This window comes from Pseudoduganella aquatica (genome assembly GCF_020865585.1).
GTDB lineage: Bacteria > Pseudomonadota > Gammaproteobacteria > Burkholderiales > Burkholderiaceae_D > Rugamonas > Rugamonas aquatica_A.
The window spans coordinates 3,415,778-3,433,858 of sequence record NZ_CP086370.1; the positions used below are offsets into that span (position 1 = coordinate 3,415,778).

The window sequence follows — 18,081 nt, forward strand, 5'->3', positions numbered from 1 at the left end:
TTGACGTGGCAAGATCCTACCGCGATTCGGCTGGCAGCAACAGCGTGCAATATTTGATATTGCGCAATGCTGGATTTTTTGCCGGGCATACGCTACATTCGCAGTAAGGCTTACAATAACTACAAAACCCCATTCACACGGACAGGACGGCCCAAAATGAAAGTCTCCGAAATTCTGCAAGTTAAAGGCAATATCCTCTACACCATCACGCCTGATCAGCCGCTGGCCGACGCCGCCACGACGATGGCGGAAAAGGATATCGGTTCGCTGGTGGTGATGGAGTTCGGCGATCTGGTCGGCATGCTGACCTTCCGCGAAGTGCTCAAGGCGCTGCATGAGAACAAGGGCTCGGTGGGCGGCGGCACGGTGCGCAAGCACATGGAGGACCACCCGATCACCGTGACGCCGGATACCGAAGTGAACGAAGTGCGCCGCATCATGCTGGAGAAGCACGCGCGCTATCTGCCGGTGATGAACGCGAAAACCCTGCTGGGCGTGATCTCGTTTTACGACGTGGCGCGCGCGGTGCTGGAGCAGCAGAGCTTCGAGAACCGCATGCTGAAAGCCTACATCCGCGATTGGCCGGCCGAGGAAGAACAGCCGGCGGACTAAACCGGCTCCGCAAACAAAAAACGCTATCTTCGGATAGCGTTTTTTTGTTTGCGCCGCGGTTTGGCGGGTTACGGCGTGCCGCCTAACCCGCCCTACGTGAATGGGTACTTTGCTGGCTGGCGGGAAGGCGTAGGGCGGGTTAGGCGTAGCCGTAACCCGCCAGCGTTACGCGACGCCTTCCAGCGCGTCGTTGCTAAGCCAGCCGTTGAGGGCGTCCGCCGTCATCGGGCGGGCGAACAGGAAGCCTTGCGCGAGCGGGCAGCCCAGCGCTTGCAGGATCTGCGCCTGGCGTTCGTCTTCCACGCCCTCCGCAATCACCGCCAGGCCGAGGTTGCGGCCCAGCTGTATCACCATCTCGGCGATGCTGCTGCCGCGCGCCGAGCCGGTGATCTCGGTGACGAAGGCCCGGTCTATCTTCAGCCGGTCGATCTGCAACCGCTGCAGATAAGACAGCGACGAGAAGCCGGTGCCGAAATCGTCTATCGCGATGCTGACGCCGGTCTGCTTGATCTGGCCCAGCATCTTGATCAGCAGGTCCGGTTCTTCCATCGCCATGGACTCGGTAATCTCCAGCTCCACGAACTCCGGCGGCGCGCCGGTGTCGGCCAGCGCGCGGCGCAGCATTTCGAGGAAGTAGGGATGGCGGAACTGCACCTGCGATACGTTGATCGACATGGTGAAGTTGTCGTGGCCGGCGGCGCGCAGCGTCACCAGTTCGCGGCAGGCGGTGCGCATGACCCACTCGCCCAGGTCGATAATCAGGCCGGAATACTCGGCAATCGGAATGAAGCGGTCCGGCGAGATGAACTTGCCGTCCGGCGTTTGCCAGCGCAGCAGCGCCTCGGCGCCGACCGGGCGGCGCGTGGCCAGGTCGATCTGCGGCTGGTACACCACGAACAGCTGGTTCTGGCTGAAGCCGGTGCGCAGCGCATGCATCATGCGCACCCGCTCGCGGATCTCCACGCCCATGCTGCGCGAGAAGTAGAAGTGGCCGGCGCGCTGCTGGGTCTTTGCGCGCTTGAGGGCGATGTCGGCGTCTTTCAGCGCGTCGGCGCCGGTGCCGTCATGCTCGCCCAGGCGCACCAGGCCCAGCGTGGCGGACAGCTGCACGTCCTGGCCGTCTATGCTGAACGGCACCTGGAACAGCGCCAGTATCATGGCCGGATTCACTTGCGCGGCGTCGCCCAGCACGCAGAAGATGTCGCCGCCGATGCGCGCCACCGTGAGCTGCTGGCCCAGGCTGGTTTGCAGGCGGTCTGCCACGGCCAGCAGCAGCAAGTCGCCGAACTGGTGGCCGAGGGCGTCGTTGGTTTCGGCGAAATGGTCCAGGTCCACCAGCGCCAGGCTGGCGTCCTGCTTGGCCGGACCGGCCAGCGCCGCGTCCAGGATTTCGACCAGGCGGGTGCGGTTGGGCAGCTTGGAGAGCTGGTCGTAGAAGGCCGCATTGTGCAGGTGCGACACCAGCTCCACGTTGTCCAGGCCCACGGCCACGTTGCTGCAAAAAACTTCCAGCAGCCTCTCCTCGATCTCGCTGATGGGACGGTCCACCAGCAAATACGCCACGAAGGCGCGGCTGGCCTTGCCCGCGAAGTACAGCGTGATGGCGCCATTGCCGTAGTGGTTGCGGCGTTCGTCCAGCGTGTGTTCCATGGCCTCGGAGACGCGCTGGTCGTTGGCGCTGGTGACCTGCAGGCCGTCCAGGTGGGAGAAACTGCCGGCGGCGGCCATGGCCATCAGTTCGTGGCAGCCGCTGTCCGGGCATTCCTGCACGCACAGCACGCCGTGCGCCGGCTGGTGCAGCAGCGAGGCGATCTGCGCCAGCACGCCGGCGGCGAAGTTGTGCACGCCGTGCAGCGACATCAGCTCCGTGCTGGCGTGGACGATCTGGTCCAGGCCGCGCCGGCTGTTGCTGATCTTGCGGATTTGTTCGTAGGAGCGTATCGCCGCCGTGACGGTGGTGAACAGCTTGATGCGGGTCAGCTCGGACTTGGTCTTGTAGTCGTTGATGTCGTAGTCGCGGATGGCGTCGATTTCCGGCGCGTAGCCGGGTTGGCCGGTGCGCAGGATGATGCGCACGTCGGCCAGTTTCAGCGTTTCGCGGATGTAGCGCACCAGGTGCAGGCCGGCGTCGTCCTGTTCCATCACCACGTCGAGCAGGATGACGGCGATGTCCTGCTCATGCTTGAGCATTTCGCGGGCCTGGCTGGCGGAGTAGGCGTGCACGAATTCCAGCGGCCGCTGCTGCATGTCCAGATTGCCGAGCGCGAAGGTGGTGGTCGAGTGGACGTCTTCGTCGTCGTCGATAATCATCACGCGCCAGACCTCGCGGGTGGGGTGCGCCGCCGGCTCGGCCGGATGTTCTTCTAAGAATACCAGATCGTCTTGATCGTCCTTGTTTTGGTCAAGGGGCGTGATCGGTGCGGGCATGTGTCGCTTCTCCAGATATCTCGGTGTTCTTGGTTCAAGTATATAGCGAATTGTTAAAGAGAACGATCATTTCAGTACTTTCCTAGTACCAATAACGACATTTTATCGTTATAGCAAGCGCATTGTTAAATTTGGATTTATATATTGCAAGTTTTAGTACTTTTACGTACTGTTTTGGCATGATTGCCACGGGCAAGGCGGGGGACTGGTAGAATTGAAGGATTCCCTCAGTCCACTCATACTTCTACCTATGTCCGGCAACTCCTTTGGCAAGCTGTTTTCTGTAAGCACTTTCGGCGAATCGCATGGTATTGCGATCGGTTGCGTAATTGACGGCTGCCCTCCGGGCCTGGCGCTGAGCGAAGCCGATATCCAGCCCGAGCTGGACCGCCGCAAGCCCGGCACCTCGCGCCACGTAACCCAACGCCAGGAACCGGACCGGGTGGAGATCCTGTCCGGCGTGTACCAGGGCGTGACCACCGGCACTCCGATTGCGCTGCTGATCCGCAATGAGGACCAGCGCAGCAAGGACTACGGCAACATCACCGAAAGCTTCCGCCCTGGCCATGCGGACTACACCTACTGGCACAAGTACGGCGTGCGCGACCCGCGCGGCGGCGGCCGCTCGTCGGCGCGTCTGACGGCGCCCATCGTGGGCGCGGCGGCGGTGGCCAAGAAATGGCTGCAGCAGCAGTACGGCACGGTGTTCAAGGGCTGCATGAGCCAGCTGGGCGACATTCCGGTGCCGTTCGAGGGCTGGGAGCATGTGCCGAACAATCCCTTCTTCGCCGCCAGCGGCGACGCGGCGCTGATCGCCCGCATGGAGGACGCGATGGATGCGCTGCGCAAGGACGGCGACTCCATCGGCGCGCGCATCGACGTGGTGGCGCAGAACGTGCCCGTGGGCCTGGGCCAGCCGATCTACGACAAGCTGGACGCCGACATCGCCTACGCCATGATGGGCATTAACGCCGTGAAGGGCGTGGAGATAGGCGCGGGCTTCAAGTCGGTGGCGCAGCGCGGCACCGAGCACGGCGACGAGCTGACGCCGGGAGGCTTCATCGGCAATAACGCCGGCGGTGTGCTGGGCGGCATTTCGACCGGGCAGGACATCACGGTGTCGATCGCCATCAAGCCCACGTCGTCGATCCGCACGCCGCGCCGCTCCATCGACAAGGAAGGCAATCCCGTCATGGTGGAGACCTTCGGCCGCCATGATCCCTGCGTAGGCATACGTGCAACGCCGATCGCCGAAGCCATGCTGGCGCTGGTGCTGATGGACCACGCCCTGATGCACCGCGCCCAGTGCGGCGACGTGCGCGTGGCCACGCCGGATATCGCGCGCGGAATCTGAGGCAAGGTCAGGGGTCGGACCCGATGGGTCTGACCCCAGCAGTCTGCAGTCCCCTATATGCCCACACAGTTTTTCAGCTTCGGCTCCTTCCTGTTTTTCTACTACGCCCACGCGGGCACTTTCTCCACTTACGCCAGCCTGTTCTTCGCGGACAAGGGCTTGACGGTGGCGCAGATCGGCGTGCTGATGTCGCTGATCCAGGTGCTGCGCATCTTCGGCCCCAACCTGTGGGGCTGGGTGGCCGACCACACCGAGCGCCGCGTGGTGGTGCTGCGCATGACCGGCCTGGCGGCGCTCACGGCCTTCTCCGGCTTCTTCATCGGCTCCACCTTCGCGCACTTCTTCGCGGCCATGGTGCTGCTCAACCTGTTCACCAGCGCGCAAGGCCCGATCTGCGAGGCCCTGATGCTGTCCGAAATGCGCGGCGACCTGACGCACTATGGCCGCATCCGCCTGTGGGGTTCCATCGGCTTCATCATCGCCACCATGCTGACCGCCTACGCCTTGGACTACTGGGGCACGCGCGCCTTGCCCTGGGCTGCGGGCGCGCTGCTGGTGTGCGTGATAGTGGCGGCTTTCCGCATGCGCGAGGTGCCGCGCATGCAGCACGCGGGGCCGCGCCCGGCGCTGCTGGCCGTGCTGCGCCAGCGCGAGGTGCTGGCCTTCTTCGCGTCCACCGCGCTGATGGTGTCCGCCCATACGTCGCTGTACACCTTTTATTCGCTCTACCTCGAGCGGGCCGGCTACAGCAAGACGGTGATCGGGGCCATGTGGTCGACGGGTGTGGTGGCGGAGGTGCTGCTGTTTTATTTCCAGGCGCCGCTGCTCAAGCGCTGGGGCGCGCAGCGCATGCTGATGCTGGCGTTCGCGGCGGCCGTGGTGCGCTTCATCATGATAGGTACCGGCGCGCACTGGCTGGCGCTGCTGGTGCTGGCCCAGCTGCTGCACGCGGCCACGTTTGCGCTGCACCATTCATCGTCCGTACTGGCCATGCAGCGCTGGTTCGCCGGGCCGCTGCAGGCGCGCGGACAGGCGCTGTACATCAGCATTTCGTATGGGGTGGGCGGCACGCTGGGCGGACTGGGCTTGTCGCAGTGCTGGGAAAGGCTGGGGGCGGAATCGATCTACTACGTGGCCGCCGCGCTGGCCGCATGCGCGGCCGTTGCGGCGGGGCTGTCGTTCCGCTGGCAGAGGCAGGGCCAGGCCGCCAGCGGAAGCAGCGGCGCTTAGTTTGCTGCTGCCTTGCGGCGGCGGATCAGGGCCAGCGCACCCAGGCCCAGGGAGGCCAAGGCCAGCGAGCCAGGCTCAGGAACGTTGCTGGTCTGTGCCGGGGTTGCGTAGAACGCGCCGCCGAAGCTGGTGCGGGTGTTGCCCTGCAGTACGCTGATATTGTTGATAGCCTGGAAGCCCGAACCGGTGTTGGCCTGGAATTGCAGGTTGGCGGTGAAGCTGGCTGCCGAACTGACGTTGACCACGGCGCCGGTGGCCGCATTCATGTCGGCAATGGTGCTGGCGAGCAGCCATGGGGTGGCGCCCAGGCCGCCGATGTCGATCAACAGGCGCATCTGCACGGTGCCGGTGACGCCATTTTGCTGGTCGTACCAGTTCGTGACGCCGGTCCAGGTGGCGGTGGTGCCGTTGATGCTGCTGAAGGTCAGCGGGTCGACCGAGCCGTCCAGCGCAGCGCCTGGCAGGGACGCCGTGCTGGCGCCCCAATACAGTTGGCCGAACGCGCTGGTGTTGAAGCCGCTGTAGGTGTTGGTGCGGCCGCCGGTGGCGCCCTGGGTGCCGGCGCCGGAAAAGGTAACGCCGCCCGGTGGTGGATAGGATGGGGTCAGGGTGGCGTGCGCGATGCAGTGCGGCATAACACGCAAGATGCAAGCCAGGAGGCCTGCCCGACGAGAAAGTTGCGTAAATACAGTTACTTATAGGCAAGTAATTGTGTCATGGGGCATCTTTATTCTGTAACGTGTAAAGTTTTTCGACACTTTACGCGACCCGGTTGCCCACCGTCTCCAAGTGCAAGCGGCGCTCCACCGCCTTGACGACCAGGGCGCGCATGTCGTTGAGCAGGCTGAATTCGGTCTGGCTGAGCTGGATGGGCGGGAAGGATTCGTCCCAGTCGCCGTAGATAAAGCCGGCCGGCTGCGAGTTCGATTGCAGCGGCAGGATGACGAAGCTGCGCGCTTCGGACAGGGTGGACTTCCACCAGGCCGGCAGCTTGGTGGCGAATTTAGGATCGCGCGCGTTTTCAATGAAGATCACGCGGTCGCTATTGAGCGCGGCGTGGAAGACGTTGGGTTCATAGGCTTCGTTGAACACCATTTCGCCCAGCTTGTCCTTGACGCCTTCACCGAAGCACATCTTGGCGGCGTAGCGGCCCTCACGGTGGTTGCGCACAAAGGCGACGGCGCGCGAGAAGTCCAGTCCCTTGTACACCGTCTCGAGCGCGATGGAGACCATTTGCCCCGGGCTGGCCGAGTCGACCAGGTCGCGCATATCGGCCAGGCCGCTGAGCAGGATGTTGTTGCCGGCGGCGCGCTGGCGCGTCTTGGCCAGGGCCTTGGCGCGGCGTTCGGCCGGCTTGGACAGCGGCGCGATGGACAAGTCATTGGCCGCCACTTCCTTGGCCCGTTCTATGGCCGCGCTCATTTTTTCGGCGTCCACGCCCAGCATGCCGGAGTAGCTTTCGGTGATGCGCTTGACTTCCTCCGCGCCGGCTTCGTCGTCGTGCCACAGCGCGTCCGCGCAGCGGGCCGACATGGTGGACAGGCCGGCGATCCAGTCGGCGTGGCTGACTTCCTGGCCATCTTCGGGCGGCGCCACGCTGCGCATGCCGCTGATCAGATTTTTCGGCAGGCCCCAGTGGGCTGCTGCCGCGCTGCCCACGTCTTCCATGCTCAAGCCCAGCACCTTCATGGCGGCGTCGTTCTCCTTGTCGATGCCGGCCAGCTTCTGCATTTCGCTCCAGCGCTCGGGCATGTAGAAGGTGATCATCATGCGGCCCAGCGTGTGCAGCAGCGAGCACACCACGGCTTCTTCCGCGTGGCGGCTGTTGGCGCTGGTGGCCACCTGCTGCGCCACCATGCCGGCCAGCACGGCCTTTTCCATTTCAATATGTGCGCAGGAGGAGCCGGCCACCGAGTCGGTCGAGGTGGCGGACAGTTCTTCAATCAGCTTCAGGCCCAGCGCCAGGTGGCCGATGGCCTCCGTGCCCAGCACCAGCACCGCCTTGCTGACGGTGTTGACGTGCTGGCCGAAGGCCGAATACATGCCGCTGTTGGCCAGGCGCAGTACCTTCTGCGTCAGGACCGGGTCCGACAGCACCGTCTGCGTCATGTTGAAATCGCTCTCGTCCTCGCCGCGCATGGCGCCGAGGATGGCGGAAATCGCCTTGGCGAAGCCGGGCATGTCGCCCTGCATGCGGGTGCGGTCCCACAGCAGGGACAGGGTCTTGGCGCCGTCGGCTGTCTGCGCCTGGTTCATGCCTGCACCTGCCTCGGATCCGGCCTGGAATCCAGCCGCGTCTCCTGCGGCACGAGATTGGCGTAAGTGCGCTCGCGCAGGGCCGCCATGGCCACGTGGGCAGCCATCGGCTTGCCGGTGAGGTAGCCCTGGATGTACTGGCAGCCGCGCTCCTGCAAATGGGCCAGCTGCTCTTCGGTTTCCACGCCCTCGGCCACCACGGATAGGTCCAGGTGCTTGGCCAGGTCCAGCACGGCGTTGCAGATGGCGCCATCCTTCTGCGAGCCGGGCAGGTCGCGGATGAAGGCGCGGTCGATTTTCAGTACGGAGATGGGGAAGCGCTTCAGGTAGGCCAGCGAGGAGTAGCCGGTGCCAAAGTCGTCAATGGCGATGCGCGCCTTGCGCTCCGCCATCCGGGTCAGGATCGTTTCGGCGTGGGCCGGATCGATCATCAGCGTGCCTTCTGTAATTTCTAGTACCAATTGCTCACCTGGGAGGCCGGAGAACGCCATTGCGTCGTCCAGTACGTCGAGGAATTTGTCGTTGCGGAATTGCCGAGGGCTAATGTTAACAGAAATATACAATGGCCGCTTGGCAACCTCCTCGAACTGCTTGAGCTGCACGCAGGCCGCCTTCAGCGCCCAGGCGCCGAGCAGGTTGATCAGGCCGTTGGTTTCAGCGATCGGAATAAAGCGCACCGGCGGCACCATGCCCAGGGTAGGGTGCTTCCAGCGCATCAGCGTTTCAAAGCCTTCGATCTCGCGCGTGCGGGCGTCCACGATGGGCTGGTAGTACAGCATGAATTCGCCTTCGCGCACGGCCTGGAACATGGCCGCTTCCAGCGAAATGTCGTGCTCGGGCGGGCCGCTGAGGCGGGCGCTGTAGACCACGCAGCGCGCCTTGCCGGTTTCCTTGGCGCGCGACATGGCGGCGTCGGCCAGGGCCACCAGCCGCACTTCGTCTTCGGCGTGCTGCGGATAGACCGACACGCCGACCGAGGCGCCGAGGTAGATGGTGTGGCTGTCGATTTCAAACGGCGCCTGCAGCGTGGCCAGCAAGCGGCCCGTGACCAGCTTGATCTGGGCTTCGGTGGCGGTGCCGGGCAGCACGGCCACGAACTCGTCGCCGCCGACGCGGGCCAGGGTGTCCGAGTCGCGCAGGGTCTTGCGCAGGCGCGCGGCTGCCATGCGCAGCACCGCGTCGCCCACCGGGTGGCCCAGGCCATCGTTGACTTTCTTGAAGCCGTCTATGCCCACCGTCGCCACCGAGAAGCCCTGGCCGGAACGGCGCGCCTGGGCGATGGTCATGCGGATGCGGTCGGACAGCAGCAAACGGTTGGGCAGTTCGGTCAGCGCGTCATGGGTGGCCATGTGGCGCAGGCGTTCTTCGGTGGCTTGCTGGGCGGTGAGGTCGCGGCCCACCACCAGGATGCCCGGCGCGGCGCCGCCCTGGCCGTACACGGACAGGCGCAGCTCGAACCAGACTTCGTTTTGTTCGCCCTTCAGGCGCACTTCCACGCACCCTGCCGTGGCCGACTGAACCAGTTCCGTCAGCGCCGCCTTCAGCGCCGGCAGGTCCGTCTCGCTGGTGACGTTGGCCAGGGGCTTGCCATCCAGTTCCAGGCCCGCCAGCGTTTGCGCGCGTTTGCTGGCAAAGAGCACTACGCCTTGCAAATTGAGCCGGAAAACGACATCGCCAGCCTCCTCTATGAGGCTGTCCATCTCGTTGTGGCTGGCGCGCAGGGGCAATGATGGGGCACTGGATAGCATTGTGTCAGTCTATCTTTCAGAACTATTGTTGCAAAACCAAAACGAAATGTATCACTGTTGGCGTGCGAAAAACATGAAAAATGACAACATCTATGCATGTTTTGCAAAAAAGCCCTGGGGCGGCTCGAAAAAGCCCTTTTACAGAGTAGCAGATGGGCAAAGTTGCCGCAAAAACGGGTATCCGGCGGGGCCTGGAATATTTTGTCCAAAAGCTTTCCACCGGGGCCGGATGGCTGGGATAATGCGGCCTATAACTGATTAGATATGAGCACCCCATGAAACAAGACCCGCGCTTCCCCAATTTGTTCATCACCGACCATCCGCTGATCCAGCACAAGCTGAGCCATATGCGCGACAAGGCGACCTCAACCCGCACCTTCCGCGAGCTGCTGAAAGAGATCACCCTGCTGATGGGCTATGAGATCACCCGCGACCTGCCGCTGGGCACCCGCGAGATCGAAACCCCGCTGATGACCATCGACGCGCCCGTTATCGCCGGCCGCAAGCTGGCCATTGTCCCCATCCTGCGCGCCGGCATCGGCATGAGCGATGGCCTGCTGAGCCTGGTTCCATCGGCCCGCGTCGGCCACATCGGCGTGTTCCGCGATCCGGACACCCACCAGCCTGTGGAATACCTGGTGCGCCTGCCGGACCTGGTCGAGCGTACTTTCATCCTGTGCGACCCGATGGTTGCCACCGGCAATTCCGCCGTGCACGCGGTGGACGTGCTGAAAAAGCGCGGCGTGTCGGACGAGCAGATTATCTTCCTGGCCCTGGTGGCCGCGCCCGAAGGCGTTGAAGTGTTCCAGAAGGCCCATCCCGGCGTGAAGATCTACTGCGCCTCGCTGGACAGCCACCTGAACGAGCACGCCTACATCGTGCCCGGCCTGGGCGATGCGGGCGACCGCATCTTCGGCACCAAGTAAGAAGAAGAGGGCAGAGCGTGGCGACCCTGGTGGATCCGAACTTCCGTGCGCGGCTGGCCGCGCTGGGCGACAAGTACGCGGCGGGCATACCCGCCACGCTGCAAGCGATTAATGCTGCCTTGTCTCTTTGCCGCAACGCCGACGCGGATGCCGCCGCGCTGGAAAAACTGCACGCTTTGCTGCACGGCGTAGCGGGCTCGGCGGCGACATTCGGCTACGCCGCGTTTGGCGCCGAAGCGCGCCGCTTGGAGCAGGAGCTCTTGCCGTTGTTGGGGAAACGTCCTGACGAGCTGACCGGCTGGGCGGCGCTGGCGGCGCAAGTCGAGCGCTACCTGGCCTGGGCGGCGCGGGATCCTAAAGCGCCGGTTTTCGAGGCCTGAAACCGAAGTTTCTTCGCGCTCGTTTGATTTTCCTCAAGCGCGATCTCCGGATCTTGTCTATAGTGACACTTATGCCGCGCGAATTTGTGCTCGGGGAGATCTGGCTAGATGGCTACACCACCGAAGTCACATCCTTGCATTTATTTTCGTGAAAACGAGATTTTTTCGTTTTATTCGGTATAATGCGGGATCGTTAGATTCAAGAGTAGTGCAGTTTGTCTGTCATTTCTTACTTGCTTCAAACGATATCACGGGCGCAAGCCCAACTTAACTGAAATAGGAATTGTAATGGCAACTGGTATCGTAAAATGGTTCAATGATTCGAAGGGTTTTGGCTTCATTACCCCTGACGAAGGCGGCGAAGATCTGTTCGCTCACTTCTCGGCTATCCAATCGGCTGGCTTCAAATCGCTGCAAGAGAACCAGCGCGTTTCGTTTGAAGTAACCGCCGGCCCTAAAGGCAAGCAAGCTTCGAACATTCAGCCACTGTAATACGCTGAATCTTACGAGATGAAGAAATCCTCGGTTTCCGAGGATTTTTTTTCGTCTGTACGTTTGGTGGCTTCTGGGGTCAGACCCCTGGGGTCAGACCCCTGCCGTTGCGCCAGTAACCCGGCTGCGCGTAGGTACGGCGCAGGAAGTCCACGAAGGCCCTGATCCGCAGCGGCAGATGGTTGCGCTGCGCGAACACCGCATAAATATCATTCCCCGGCGCCGCATACTCGTCAAGCACGGTGCGCAGCCGTCCGGCCTCGATATCGCCGCCCACCTCCCACATCGAACGCCACGCCAGCCCTCTGCCGGCCAGCACCCAGTCGTGCAGCACCGCGCCGTCGTTGCAGCCCATATTTCCGCTCACTTTCAGCGTAACGATCTTGCCCTCGTGCCGGAACGTCCAGCCGCGCTGCGAACCGTCGCTGCTGATGGCGAGGCAGTTGTGCTTGTTAAGGTCGTCCAGCGAGCGCGGCGTGCCGTGCCGCTTCAGATAGGTAGGCGTTGCCACCAGCACGCGCTGGTTGTCGGCCAGCTTCACTCCCACCAGGCTGGAATCAGACAGCGAGGCGATGCGGATCGCCACATCCACCCCTTCGCCGATAATGTCCACCACCCGGTCGTTCAGGTTCAGCGTGGCGCGCACGTCGCGGTGTTCGGACAGGAAAGAGGGCAGCAGCGGCGCCACGTGCTGCCGCCCAAACCCGGCCGGCGCGGACACCAGCAAGTGACCTGTTGCGCGCGCGCTGCGTTCCGCCACCGCCGCTTCGGCGTCTTCCAGCTCGGTGAGGATGCGCTGGCAGTCCTCCAGAAACGCTGCGCCTTCATTGGTCAGCGCCAGCTTGCGGGTGGTGCGCTGCAGCAGTTTTACACCCAGCCTTTGTTCCAGCGCATCCAGCCTGCGCCCAATAACGGCGGGCGCTATGCCTTCCGCGCGCGCTGCGGCCGACAAGCTGCCCTTGGCCACCACGTCCACAAAAGTGGAGATCTGCCTGAATTGTCCCATCGATGTGTACACCCCTGTTTTTTCTTCACTTGTGCAAAAAACGCATAGATGAAGTGATTTTTAGTCTTGTTTGCATAACTATTTAGTGAATATACTGGAAAAAACAGCAAGACGCCTAGCGCCTATACTGAGGCATTCACACCTACCACCATCGGAGATCTCATGACGCAAGCCACCCTCACTCTGCCAGCAGGCATGGACATTACCGGCGCCATCAAGCCCGGCTACGAAACCGTACTGACTCCCGCTGCGCTGGCCCTGGTGGCCAAGCTGTCGCGCGAGTTCGAGCCGCGCCGCCAGGAACTGCTGGCGATCCGCGTGGCGCGTGCCAAGCGCCTGGATGAAGGCGAGCGTCCGGACTTCCTGAAGGAAACCGCGCACATCCGCGCCGGCGACTGGACCATTGCGCCGATTCCGAAAGCGCTGGAATGTCGCCGCGTGGAAATCACCGGGCCGGTGGAGCGCAAGATGGTCATCAACGCGCTGAACTCCGGCGCCGACAGCTATATGACCGACTTCGAAGACTCGAACACGCCGAACTGGGACAACCAGATCAGCGGCCAGGTCAATATGATGGACGCGGTGCGCAAGACCATCTCGCTGGAGCAGAACGGCAAATCGTACAAGCTGAACGACAAGACCGCCACCTTGGTGGTGCGTCCGCGCGGCTGGCACCTGGATGAAAAGCACGTGCTGGTGGACGGCAAGCGCATCTCGGGCGGCATTTTCGATTTCGCGCTGTTCATGATCCACAACGCCAAGGAGCAGCTGGCGCGCGGCGCCGGTCCGTACTTCTACCTGCCGAAGATGGAATCGCACCTGGAAGCGCGCCTGTGGAACGACATCTTCGTGATGACGCAGAACGAACTGGGCCTGCCGCAAGGCACCATCAAGGCCACGGTGCTGATCGAAACCATCCTGGCCGCGTTTGAAATGGACGAGATCCTGTACGAACTGCGCGAGCACAGCTCGGGCCTGAACGCCGGCCGCTGGGACTACATCTTCTCCTGCATCAAGAAATTCAAGCTGGACAAGGACTTCTGCCTGGCGGACCGCGCCAAAGTGACCATGACGGCGCCGTTCATGCGCTCCTACGCGCTGCTGCTGCTGAAGACCTGCCACAAGCGCAACGCGCCGGCCATTGGCGGCATGGCCGCGTTGATCCCGATCAAGAACGATCCGGAAAAGAACGACGTGGCCATGGGCGGCGTGCGCAATGACAAGGCGCGCGACGCGACCGACGGCTACGACGGCGGCTGGGTGGCGCACCCTGGCCTGGTGGACCTGGCCATGGGCGAGTTCAAGAAAGTGCTGGGCGACGCGCCGAACCAGATTAGCAAGCTGCGTCCCGACGTGGAAGTGACTGCCGCCGACCTGTTGAACTTCCAGCCGGAAGCGCCGATCACCGAAGCGGGCCTGCGCTACAACATCAACGTGGGCATCCACTACCTGGGCAGCTGGCTGGGCGGCAATGGCTGCGTGCCTATCCACAACCTGATGGAAGATGCGGCCACCGCCGAGATCAGCCGTTCGCAAGTGTGGCAATGGATCCGTTCGTCCAAGGGCACGCTGGAAGACGGCCGCAAAGTGACCGCCGAGATGGTGCGCGCGATGATTACCGAGGAACTGCCGAAGGTGAAGGCCTCCGCGCCGGACGGCAGCAGTATGAACTACGAGCGCGCCGCCGAGATCTTTGAAGAGATGTCGACGTCCACCGCGTTTGCAGAGTTCCTGACCTTGCCGCTGTACGAAGAAATCTAAGCGAGCTGGCGGGTTACGCGGCTCCACCGCTAACCCGCCCTACGCATCATTCGTGCATCGTGCATCGTGCAATTGCGGGGGGCGGGTTAGCGCAGCGTAACCCGCCAATGCAGGCTGCTAGCGTCAAGCAGCCCTGCGCTGCGCCAGCGCCGGCCTATCCAAAAACGCCTGCAGCGCAACTTCGTCAATATGGTTGCCCGCCAGGCGCCACAGCAGCGACTCAATCCGGTCCGCACCCCAGAAAAACTCCCCCTCAAACGCAAACGTCGGCACGCCAAACACGCCCGCCGCAATCGCCTGTTCAGTCGCAGCCGCCAGCGCCTGCTTCACCTCCGGCGACACCGCAGCCTGCGCCAGCGCGTCCCCATCCAGGCCGCACCCGTCGGCCAGCCCGGCCAGCACCGCCATATCCGACACATCGGCCCCGCGCTCCCAGCAGGCCGCATACATGGCCAGCACAAAACGCTTGCGCGCCGCCGCATCGCCAATCGCGGTACTGATGCGCAAGGCCGGCAACGGATTGAAGGGATGCCCCGGCGGCCCCACGAAAGGCAAGCCCTTGGCCGCCGCCAGCCGCATCACATCGCGGAAGGTGTGTACGCGCTTGGCCGGAATCTCGGCCGGGCCTTTCTGCCCGTGCGCATTGAGCATGGCCGCAAATAGCACCGGCACGAACTCCACCGTGCATCCCGCCGCTTCAATGCGGCCGATTTCCTTGGTGGCCAGCCACGCGAACGGGCTGATGGGGTCGAAATAGCATGTGACGTGCTTCATCCTGCCTCGCTTAGAAAGAGTTTTTCCACTGCCGCAGAGCCGCGAACACGGCCACCGGCGCTTCGCCGCCTTGCAATTTCCCCGCCGCCACCAGTTGAGCTGCAATCTGCGGCTCGGCATACCGCAGGAAGGGATTGGTTTCGCGCTCCATGCCCACGGTGCTGGGCACGGTGGGCACGCCTTGCTCGCGCTTGGCCGTGTCCGCCTCCACGCGCGCCTGCAGCGCCGTGTTGCCCGGCTCCACCGCGCTGGCAAAGCGCAGGTTCGACAAAGTGTATTCATGCGCGCAAAACACCTTGGTGGCTGCGGGCAGGGCGGCCAGCTTGTTCAGCGAGTCCACCATCTGCGCCGGCGTGCCCTCGAACAGGCGGCCGCAGCCGCCCGCGAACAAGGTGTCGCCGCAGAACAGCCAGGGCTCGTCGCCGGAGCGTACATAGGCGATGTGGCCCAGCGTGTGCCCCGGCACTTCCAGCACGGACAGCTGCAAATCCAGCCCCGGCACAGCCACCGTGTCGCCCTCGGCCAGCGGCTGGGTCACAGCGGCGATGCCGTCATTGCGCGGCCCGAACACGGGCACGGCGTAATGCTGCAATAATGCGGGGACGCCGCCCGTGTGGTCAGCATGGTGATGGGTGAGTAGAATGGCGGTAAGCGCCAGTCCGTGCGCCTTGAGTGCGGCCAGGATGGGTTGCGCATCGCCGGGGTCCACCACGGCGGCGTGGACGCCGTCATGGATTAACCACAGATAATTGTCATTGAAGGCGGGAACGGTGAGGACGGCAAGCTTGCGGGCAGTAGTCATAGGGAAAGAGCGGCATGGATAGCGCGGCATCCGAAAAATCCATTATAGCGCTGGACGGCTGGCTGCAAACGCCGCCGGGCGCCTACGTGCGCGCCTGGGAGCAGGCGCGCCTTGATGAGCTCACGGCAGACATCTTCGGCTTCAACGCCGTGCAGATCGGCCTGCCGCAAATCGACGCCTTGGCCGCCAACCGCATGCCGCGCAAATGGCTGGCCGATACCCGCCCGCGTCCGCTGCGCATGGCCGACGGCAGCGAGCTGCGCCAGGTGGCCGTCACGCTGGACTACGCCGAGCTGCCGTTCGCCTCGCAAAGCCTGGACCTGGTGGTGCTGCCGCACGTGCTGGAGTTCGCCGCCGAACCGCACCAGGTGCTGCGCGAAGTGGAGCGGGTGCTGCGGCCGGAAGGCCAGCTCATCATCTGCGGCTTCAATCCTGCCAGCTTGTGGGGCTTGCGGCAAGTGACGGCGCGCATCACCGGCAACCATTTCCTGCCGCGCGATGGCGAATTCATCTCTATGCTGCGCCTGAAAGACTGGTTAAAATTATTGAATCTGGGCGCCACGCAAAGCCATTTTGGCTGCTACGCGCCCGCTTGCCGCACCGAAAAATGGCTGCAGCGCTACGCCTTCATGGACAAGGTGGGGTCGCGCTCGTGGCCGTATCTGGGCGCGGTGTACATGGTGCAGGCGGTCAAGCGCGTTAAAGGCATGCACCTGATCGGTCCGGCATGGACCAAAAAAACGGCCACCGCCCCGGCGGGCGTGCCGGCAACGAACAAAAGGCGGGAACAGCAGGATGGATAAGGTTGAGATTTTTACCGACGGCGCATGCAAGGGCAATCCCGGCACAGGTGGCTGGGGGGCGTGGCTGCGCGCCGACGGCGCCGAGAAGGAAATGTTTGGCGGCGAACTGAATACGACCAATAACCGCATGGAATTGCGCGCCGTGATCGAATCGCTGAACGCGCTCAAGCGCCCCTGCGACGTGGTGCTGCACACCGACAGCCAGTACGTGCAAAAAGGTATCAGCGAGTGGATACACGGCTGGAAAAAGCGCAACTGGATGACCTCGGCCAAGGAACCGGTCAAGAACGCCGACCTGTGGCAGGCGCTGGACCAGGCGCAGTCCGTGCACAAGGTGGACTGGCGCTGGGTGCGCGGCCACAACGGCCATCCGGGCAACGAGCGGGCCGACCAGCTGGCCAACAAGGGCGTGGACTCGGTCCGCAAATAAGGGGCGGGCAAACCCGGCCCCTGTGGCCGGGCTTTGCTATACTGCCCGGCTTGCTCTTAGTCTTTCCTGAAGAAATCCATGCGTCAAATCGTACTCGATACTGAAACCACCGGCATCAACCCCAAACTGGGCAACCGCGTTATTGAAATCGGCTGCGTCGAGCTGGTCAACCGCATGCTGACCGGGAATAACTTCCACGTCTACATCAACCCGGAGCGGGATTCGGAAGAGGGCGCGCTGAACGTGCACGGCCTGACCACCGAGTTCCTGAGCGACAAGCCCAAATTCCGCGAGATTGCGCAGCGCTTCCACGACTATATCCAGGGCGCCGAGCTGGTGATCCACAACGCGCCCTTCGACATGGGCTTCCTGAACCACGAATACCGGCTGCTGAACATGCCGCCGCTCGAGGGCCACATCAGCGGCGTGATCGACACGCTGGCGGTGGCCAAGGAAATGCGTCCAGGCAAGCGCAACTCGCTGGACGCGCTGTGCGACTTCTTCGGCATCTCCAACGCCCACCGCAAGCTGCACGGCGCGCTACTGGATGCTGAGCTGCTGGCGGACGTCTACCTGTCCATGACGCGCGGCCAGAACAGCCTGGGCATGGACGTGGAAGAGGAAGTGCAAGTGGGCGGCGTGCTGCTGGAGCCGGTGCCGCTGGCCGACATCATCGTGCTGCCCGCCAGCGACGACGAACTGGCCGCGCACGAGGACACGCTCAACGGCCTGGACAAGGCGGTGAAAGGCAGCTGCATCTGGCGCGCGGCGCTTGCCCTGCCGGCTGCGTAAGAATTTTCGAGCGGGCCCTTTTACAAATGTAATCGGTGCGCTATAATGCTCGCACTCAACGGGAGGTTAGCTCAGGGGTAGAGCACTGCATTCACACTGCAGGGGTCGCAAGTTCGAAACTTGCACTTCCCACCAGAATATCACTGCGAAATCATGCAGTTATAAAAATGCCGACTCATTGCGAAGTCGGCTTTTTTTCGCCTGTGTAATTTTCTGGTGTAATTTACCCTGCCTTCTTGTCCTCACAGACTAGGGCAGACGGCTTGTCGAGCGCCGCGCGCTTTTATC

17 protein-coding genes and 1 tRNA gene are annotated in these 18,081 nt (G+C 63.1%); 11 read left to right on the top strand and 7 right to left on the bottom strand.

All coding sequences use genetic code 11. The features are described from left to right. The first annotated feature begins 156 nt into the window (after positions 1-156). Positions 157-612: a CBS domain-containing protein gene (locus tag KT882_RS15260; RefSeq protein WP_161074802.1), complete on the top strand. Its 456-nt coding sequence runs from the start codon at positions 157-159 to the stop codon at positions 610-612. Between the two features lie 165 nt (positions 613-777). Here the strand turns inward: KT882_RS15260 and KT882_RS15265 are convergent, their stop codons facing one another. Beyond that, the gene (locus KT882_RS15265; protein ID WP_161074801.1) at positions 778-3,039 is read right to left on the bottom strand and encodes a GGDEF/EAL domain-containing response regulator; all 2,262 of its coding nucleotides are present in this window, start codon (positions 3,037-3,039) and stop codon (positions 778-780) included. A 250-nt stretch (positions 3,040-3,289) separates the two neighbouring features. Between KT882_RS15265 and aroC the strand changes: the two genes are divergently transcribed. Beyond that, the gene (gene aroC / locus KT882_RS15270; protein ID WP_161074800.1) at positions 3,290-4,393 is read left to right on the top strand and encodes a chorismate synthase; all 1,104 of its coding nucleotides are present in this window, start codon (positions 3,290-3,292) and stop codon (positions 4,391-4,393) included. Between the two features lie 57 nt (positions 4,394-4,450). Further along, on the top strand, positions 4,451-5,623 hold the full coding sequence (locus KT882_RS15275) for an MFS transporter (protein ID WP_161074799.1): 1,173 nt from the start codon (positions 4,451-4,453) through the stop codon (positions 5,621-5,623). Here KT882_RS15275 and KT882_RS15280 read toward each other — a convergent pair. The 3 genes from KT882_RS15280 to KT882_RS15290 form a co-directional block, all read right to left on the bottom strand. Then, entirely contained in the window at positions 5,620-6,258 is a 639-nt protein-coding gene (locus KT882_RS15280) for a PEP-CTERM sorting domain-containing protein (protein WP_228896517.1), read from the bottom strand. The two genes, KT882_RS15275 and KT882_RS15280, sit on opposite strands and share 4 nt — an antisense overlap. A 124-nt stretch (positions 6,259-6,382) precedes the next feature. Further along, on the bottom strand, positions 6,383-7,879 hold the full coding sequence (locus KT882_RS15285; protein ID WP_228896519.1) for an HDOD domain-containing protein: 1,497 nt from the start codon (positions 7,877-7,879) through the stop codon (positions 6,383-6,385). Then, complete coding sequence (locus tag KT882_RS15290) at positions 7,876-9,627, bottom strand: putative bifunctional diguanylate cyclase/phosphodiesterase (RefSeq protein WP_228896521.1); 1,752 nt, start codon at positions 9,625-9,627, stop codon at positions 7,876-7,878. Before KT882_RS15290 ends, KT882_RS15285 begins: the two co-directional genes overlap by 4 nt. A gap of 275 nt (positions 9,628-9,902) precedes the next feature. On the opposite strand from KT882_RS15290, the gene upp reads away from it, so the two are divergent. The 3 genes from upp (at position 9,903) to KT882_RS15305 (ending at position 11,425) form a co-directional block, all read left to right on the top strand. Further along, positions 9,903-10,553, top strand: a complete 651-nt coding sequence (gene upp, locus KT882_RS15295) for a uracil phosphoribosyltransferase (RefSeq protein WP_228896522.1) — start codon at positions 9,903-9,905, stop codon at positions 10,551-10,553. A gap of 17 nt (positions 10,554-10,570) precedes the next feature. After that, positions 10,571-10,933 (top strand): Hpt domain-containing protein, encoded by a 363-nt coding sequence (locus KT882_RS15300; RefSeq protein WP_161074795.1) that lies wholly within the window; start codon positions 10,571-10,573, stop codon positions 10,931-10,933. A gap of 288 nt (positions 10,934-11,221) precedes the next feature. After that, positions 11,222-11,425: a cold-shock protein gene (locus KT882_RS15305; RefSeq protein WP_008448165.1), complete on the top strand. Its 204-nt coding sequence runs from the start codon at positions 11,222-11,224 to the stop codon at positions 11,423-11,425. Positions 11,426-11,504: 79 nt separating this feature from the next. Here the strand turns inward: KT882_RS15305 and KT882_RS15310 are convergent, their stop codons facing one another. After that, positions 11,505-12,431: a LysR family transcriptional regulator gene (locus KT882_RS15310; RefSeq protein ID WP_161074794.1), complete on the bottom strand. Its 927-nt coding sequence runs from the start codon at positions 12,429-12,431 to the stop codon at positions 11,505-11,507. 162 nt (positions 12,432-12,593) lie between these two features. On the opposite strand from KT882_RS15310, the gene aceB reads away from it, so the two are divergent. Next, positions 12,594-14,192: a malate synthase A gene (aceB, locus tag KT882_RS15315; RefSeq protein ID WP_228892401.1), complete on the top strand. Its 1,599-nt coding sequence runs from the start codon at positions 12,594-12,596 to the stop codon at positions 14,190-14,192. 123 nt (positions 14,193-14,315) lie between these two features. Here the strand turns inward: aceB and KT882_RS15320 are convergent, their stop codons facing one another. Both KT882_RS15320 and gloB read right to left on the bottom strand, forming a co-directional pair. After that, positions 14,316-14,966, bottom strand: coding sequence for a 2-hydroxychromene-2-carboxylate isomerase (locus KT882_RS15320; protein WP_228892402.1), 651 nt, complete (start codon positions 14,964-14,966; stop codon positions 14,316-14,318). Between the two features lie 10 nt (positions 14,967-14,976). After that, positions 14,977-15,768 carry a hydroxyacylglutathione hydrolase gene (gene gloB / locus KT882_RS15325; protein WP_161074791.1) on the bottom strand — a complete coding sequence of 264 codons (792 nt, stop codon included), beginning with the start codon at positions 15,766-15,768 and terminating at the stop codon, positions 14,977-14,979. 14 nt (positions 15,769-15,782) lie between these two features. Between gloB and KT882_RS15330 the strand changes: the two genes are divergently transcribed. The 4 genes from KT882_RS15330 (at position 15,783) to KT882_RS15345 (ending at position 17,928) form a co-directional block, all read left to right on the top strand. Next, positions 15,783-16,571, top strand: a complete 789-nt coding sequence (locus KT882_RS15330; RefSeq protein ID WP_161074790.1) for a class I SAM-dependent methyltransferase — start codon at positions 15,783-15,785, stop codon at positions 16,569-16,571. Continuing rightward, positions 16,564-17,001 carry a ribonuclease HI gene (rnhA, locus tag KT882_RS15335; RefSeq protein ID WP_161074789.1) on the top strand — a complete coding sequence of 146 codons (438 nt, stop codon included), beginning with the start codon at positions 16,564-16,566 and terminating at the stop codon, positions 16,999-17,001. Before KT882_RS15330 ends, rnhA begins: the two co-directional genes overlap by 8 nt. Positions 17,002-17,079: 78 nt before the next feature. Beyond that, complete coding sequence (gene dnaQ / locus KT882_RS15340) at positions 17,080-17,793, top strand: DNA polymerase III subunit epsilon (protein WP_161074788.1); 714 nt, start codon at positions 17,080-17,082, stop codon at positions 17,791-17,793. 60 nt (positions 17,794-17,853) lie between these two features. Next, positions 17,854-17,928, top strand: a tRNA-Val gene (locus KT882_RS15345). Positions 17,929-18,081 lie beyond the last annotated feature (153 nt).

What these genes read in the sequence shown, in the direction of transcription:
- KT882_RS15260 (WP_161074802.1), top strand. Translation starts at nt 157, where the DNA reads ATGAAAGTCTCCGAAATTCTGCAAGTTAAAGGCAATATCCTCTACACC.
- KT882_RS15265 (WP_161074801.1), bottom strand. Translation starts at nt 3,039, where the DNA reads ATGCCCGCACCGATCACGCCCCTTGACCAAAACAAGGACGATCAAGAC.
- aroC (WP_161074800.1), top strand. Translation starts at nt 3,290, where the DNA reads ATGTCCGGCAACTCCTTTGGCAAGCTGTTTTCTGTAAGCACTTTCGGC.
- KT882_RS15275 (WP_161074799.1), top strand. Translation starts at nt 4,451, where the DNA reads ATGCCCACACAGTTTTTCAGCTTCGGCTCCTTCCTGTTTTTCTACTAC.
- KT882_RS15280 (WP_228896517.1), bottom strand. Translation starts at nt 6,258, where the DNA reads ATGCCGCACTGCATCGCGCACGCCACCCTGACCCCATCCTATCCACCA.
- KT882_RS15285 (WP_228896519.1), bottom strand. Translation starts at nt 7,879, where the DNA reads ATGAACCAGGCGCAGACAGCCGACGGCGCCAAGACCCTGTCCCTGCTG.
- KT882_RS15290 (WP_228896521.1), bottom strand. Translation starts at nt 9,627, where the DNA reads ATGCTATCCAGTGCCCCATCATTGCCCCTGCGCGCCAGCCACAACGAG.
- upp (WP_228896522.1), top strand. Translation starts at nt 9,903, where the DNA reads ATGAAACAAGACCCGCGCTTCCCCAATTTGTTCATCACCGACCATCCG.
- KT882_RS15305 (WP_008448165.1), top strand. Translation starts at nt 11,222, where the DNA reads ATGGCAACTGGTATCGTAAAATGGTTCAATGATTCGAAGGGTTTTGGC.
- KT882_RS15310 (WP_161074794.1), bottom strand. Translation starts at nt 12,431, where the DNA reads ATGGGACAATTCAGGCAGATCTCCACTTTTGTGGACGTGGTGGCCAAG.
- aceB (WP_228892401.1), top strand. Translation starts at nt 12,594, where the DNA reads ATGACGCAAGCCACCCTCACTCTGCCAGCAGGCATGGACATTACCGGC.
- KT882_RS15320 (WP_228892402.1), bottom strand. Translation starts at nt 14,966, where the DNA reads ATGAAGCACGTCACATGCTATTTCGACCCCATCAGCCCGTTCGCGTGG.
- gloB (WP_161074791.1), bottom strand. Translation starts at nt 15,768, where the DNA reads ATGACTACTGCCCGCAAGCTTGCCGTCCTCACCGTTCCCGCCTTCAAT.
- KT882_RS15330 (WP_161074790.1), top strand. Translation starts at nt 15,783, where the DNA reads ATGGATAGCGCGGCATCCGAAAAATCCATTATAGCGCTGGACGGCTGG.
- rnhA (WP_161074789.1), top strand. Translation starts at nt 16,564, where the DNA reads ATGGATAAGGTTGAGATTTTTACCGACGGCGCATGCAAGGGCAATCCC.
- dnaQ (WP_161074788.1), top strand. Translation starts at nt 17,080, where the DNA reads ATGCGTCAAATCGTACTCGATACTGAAACCACCGGCATCAACCCCAAA.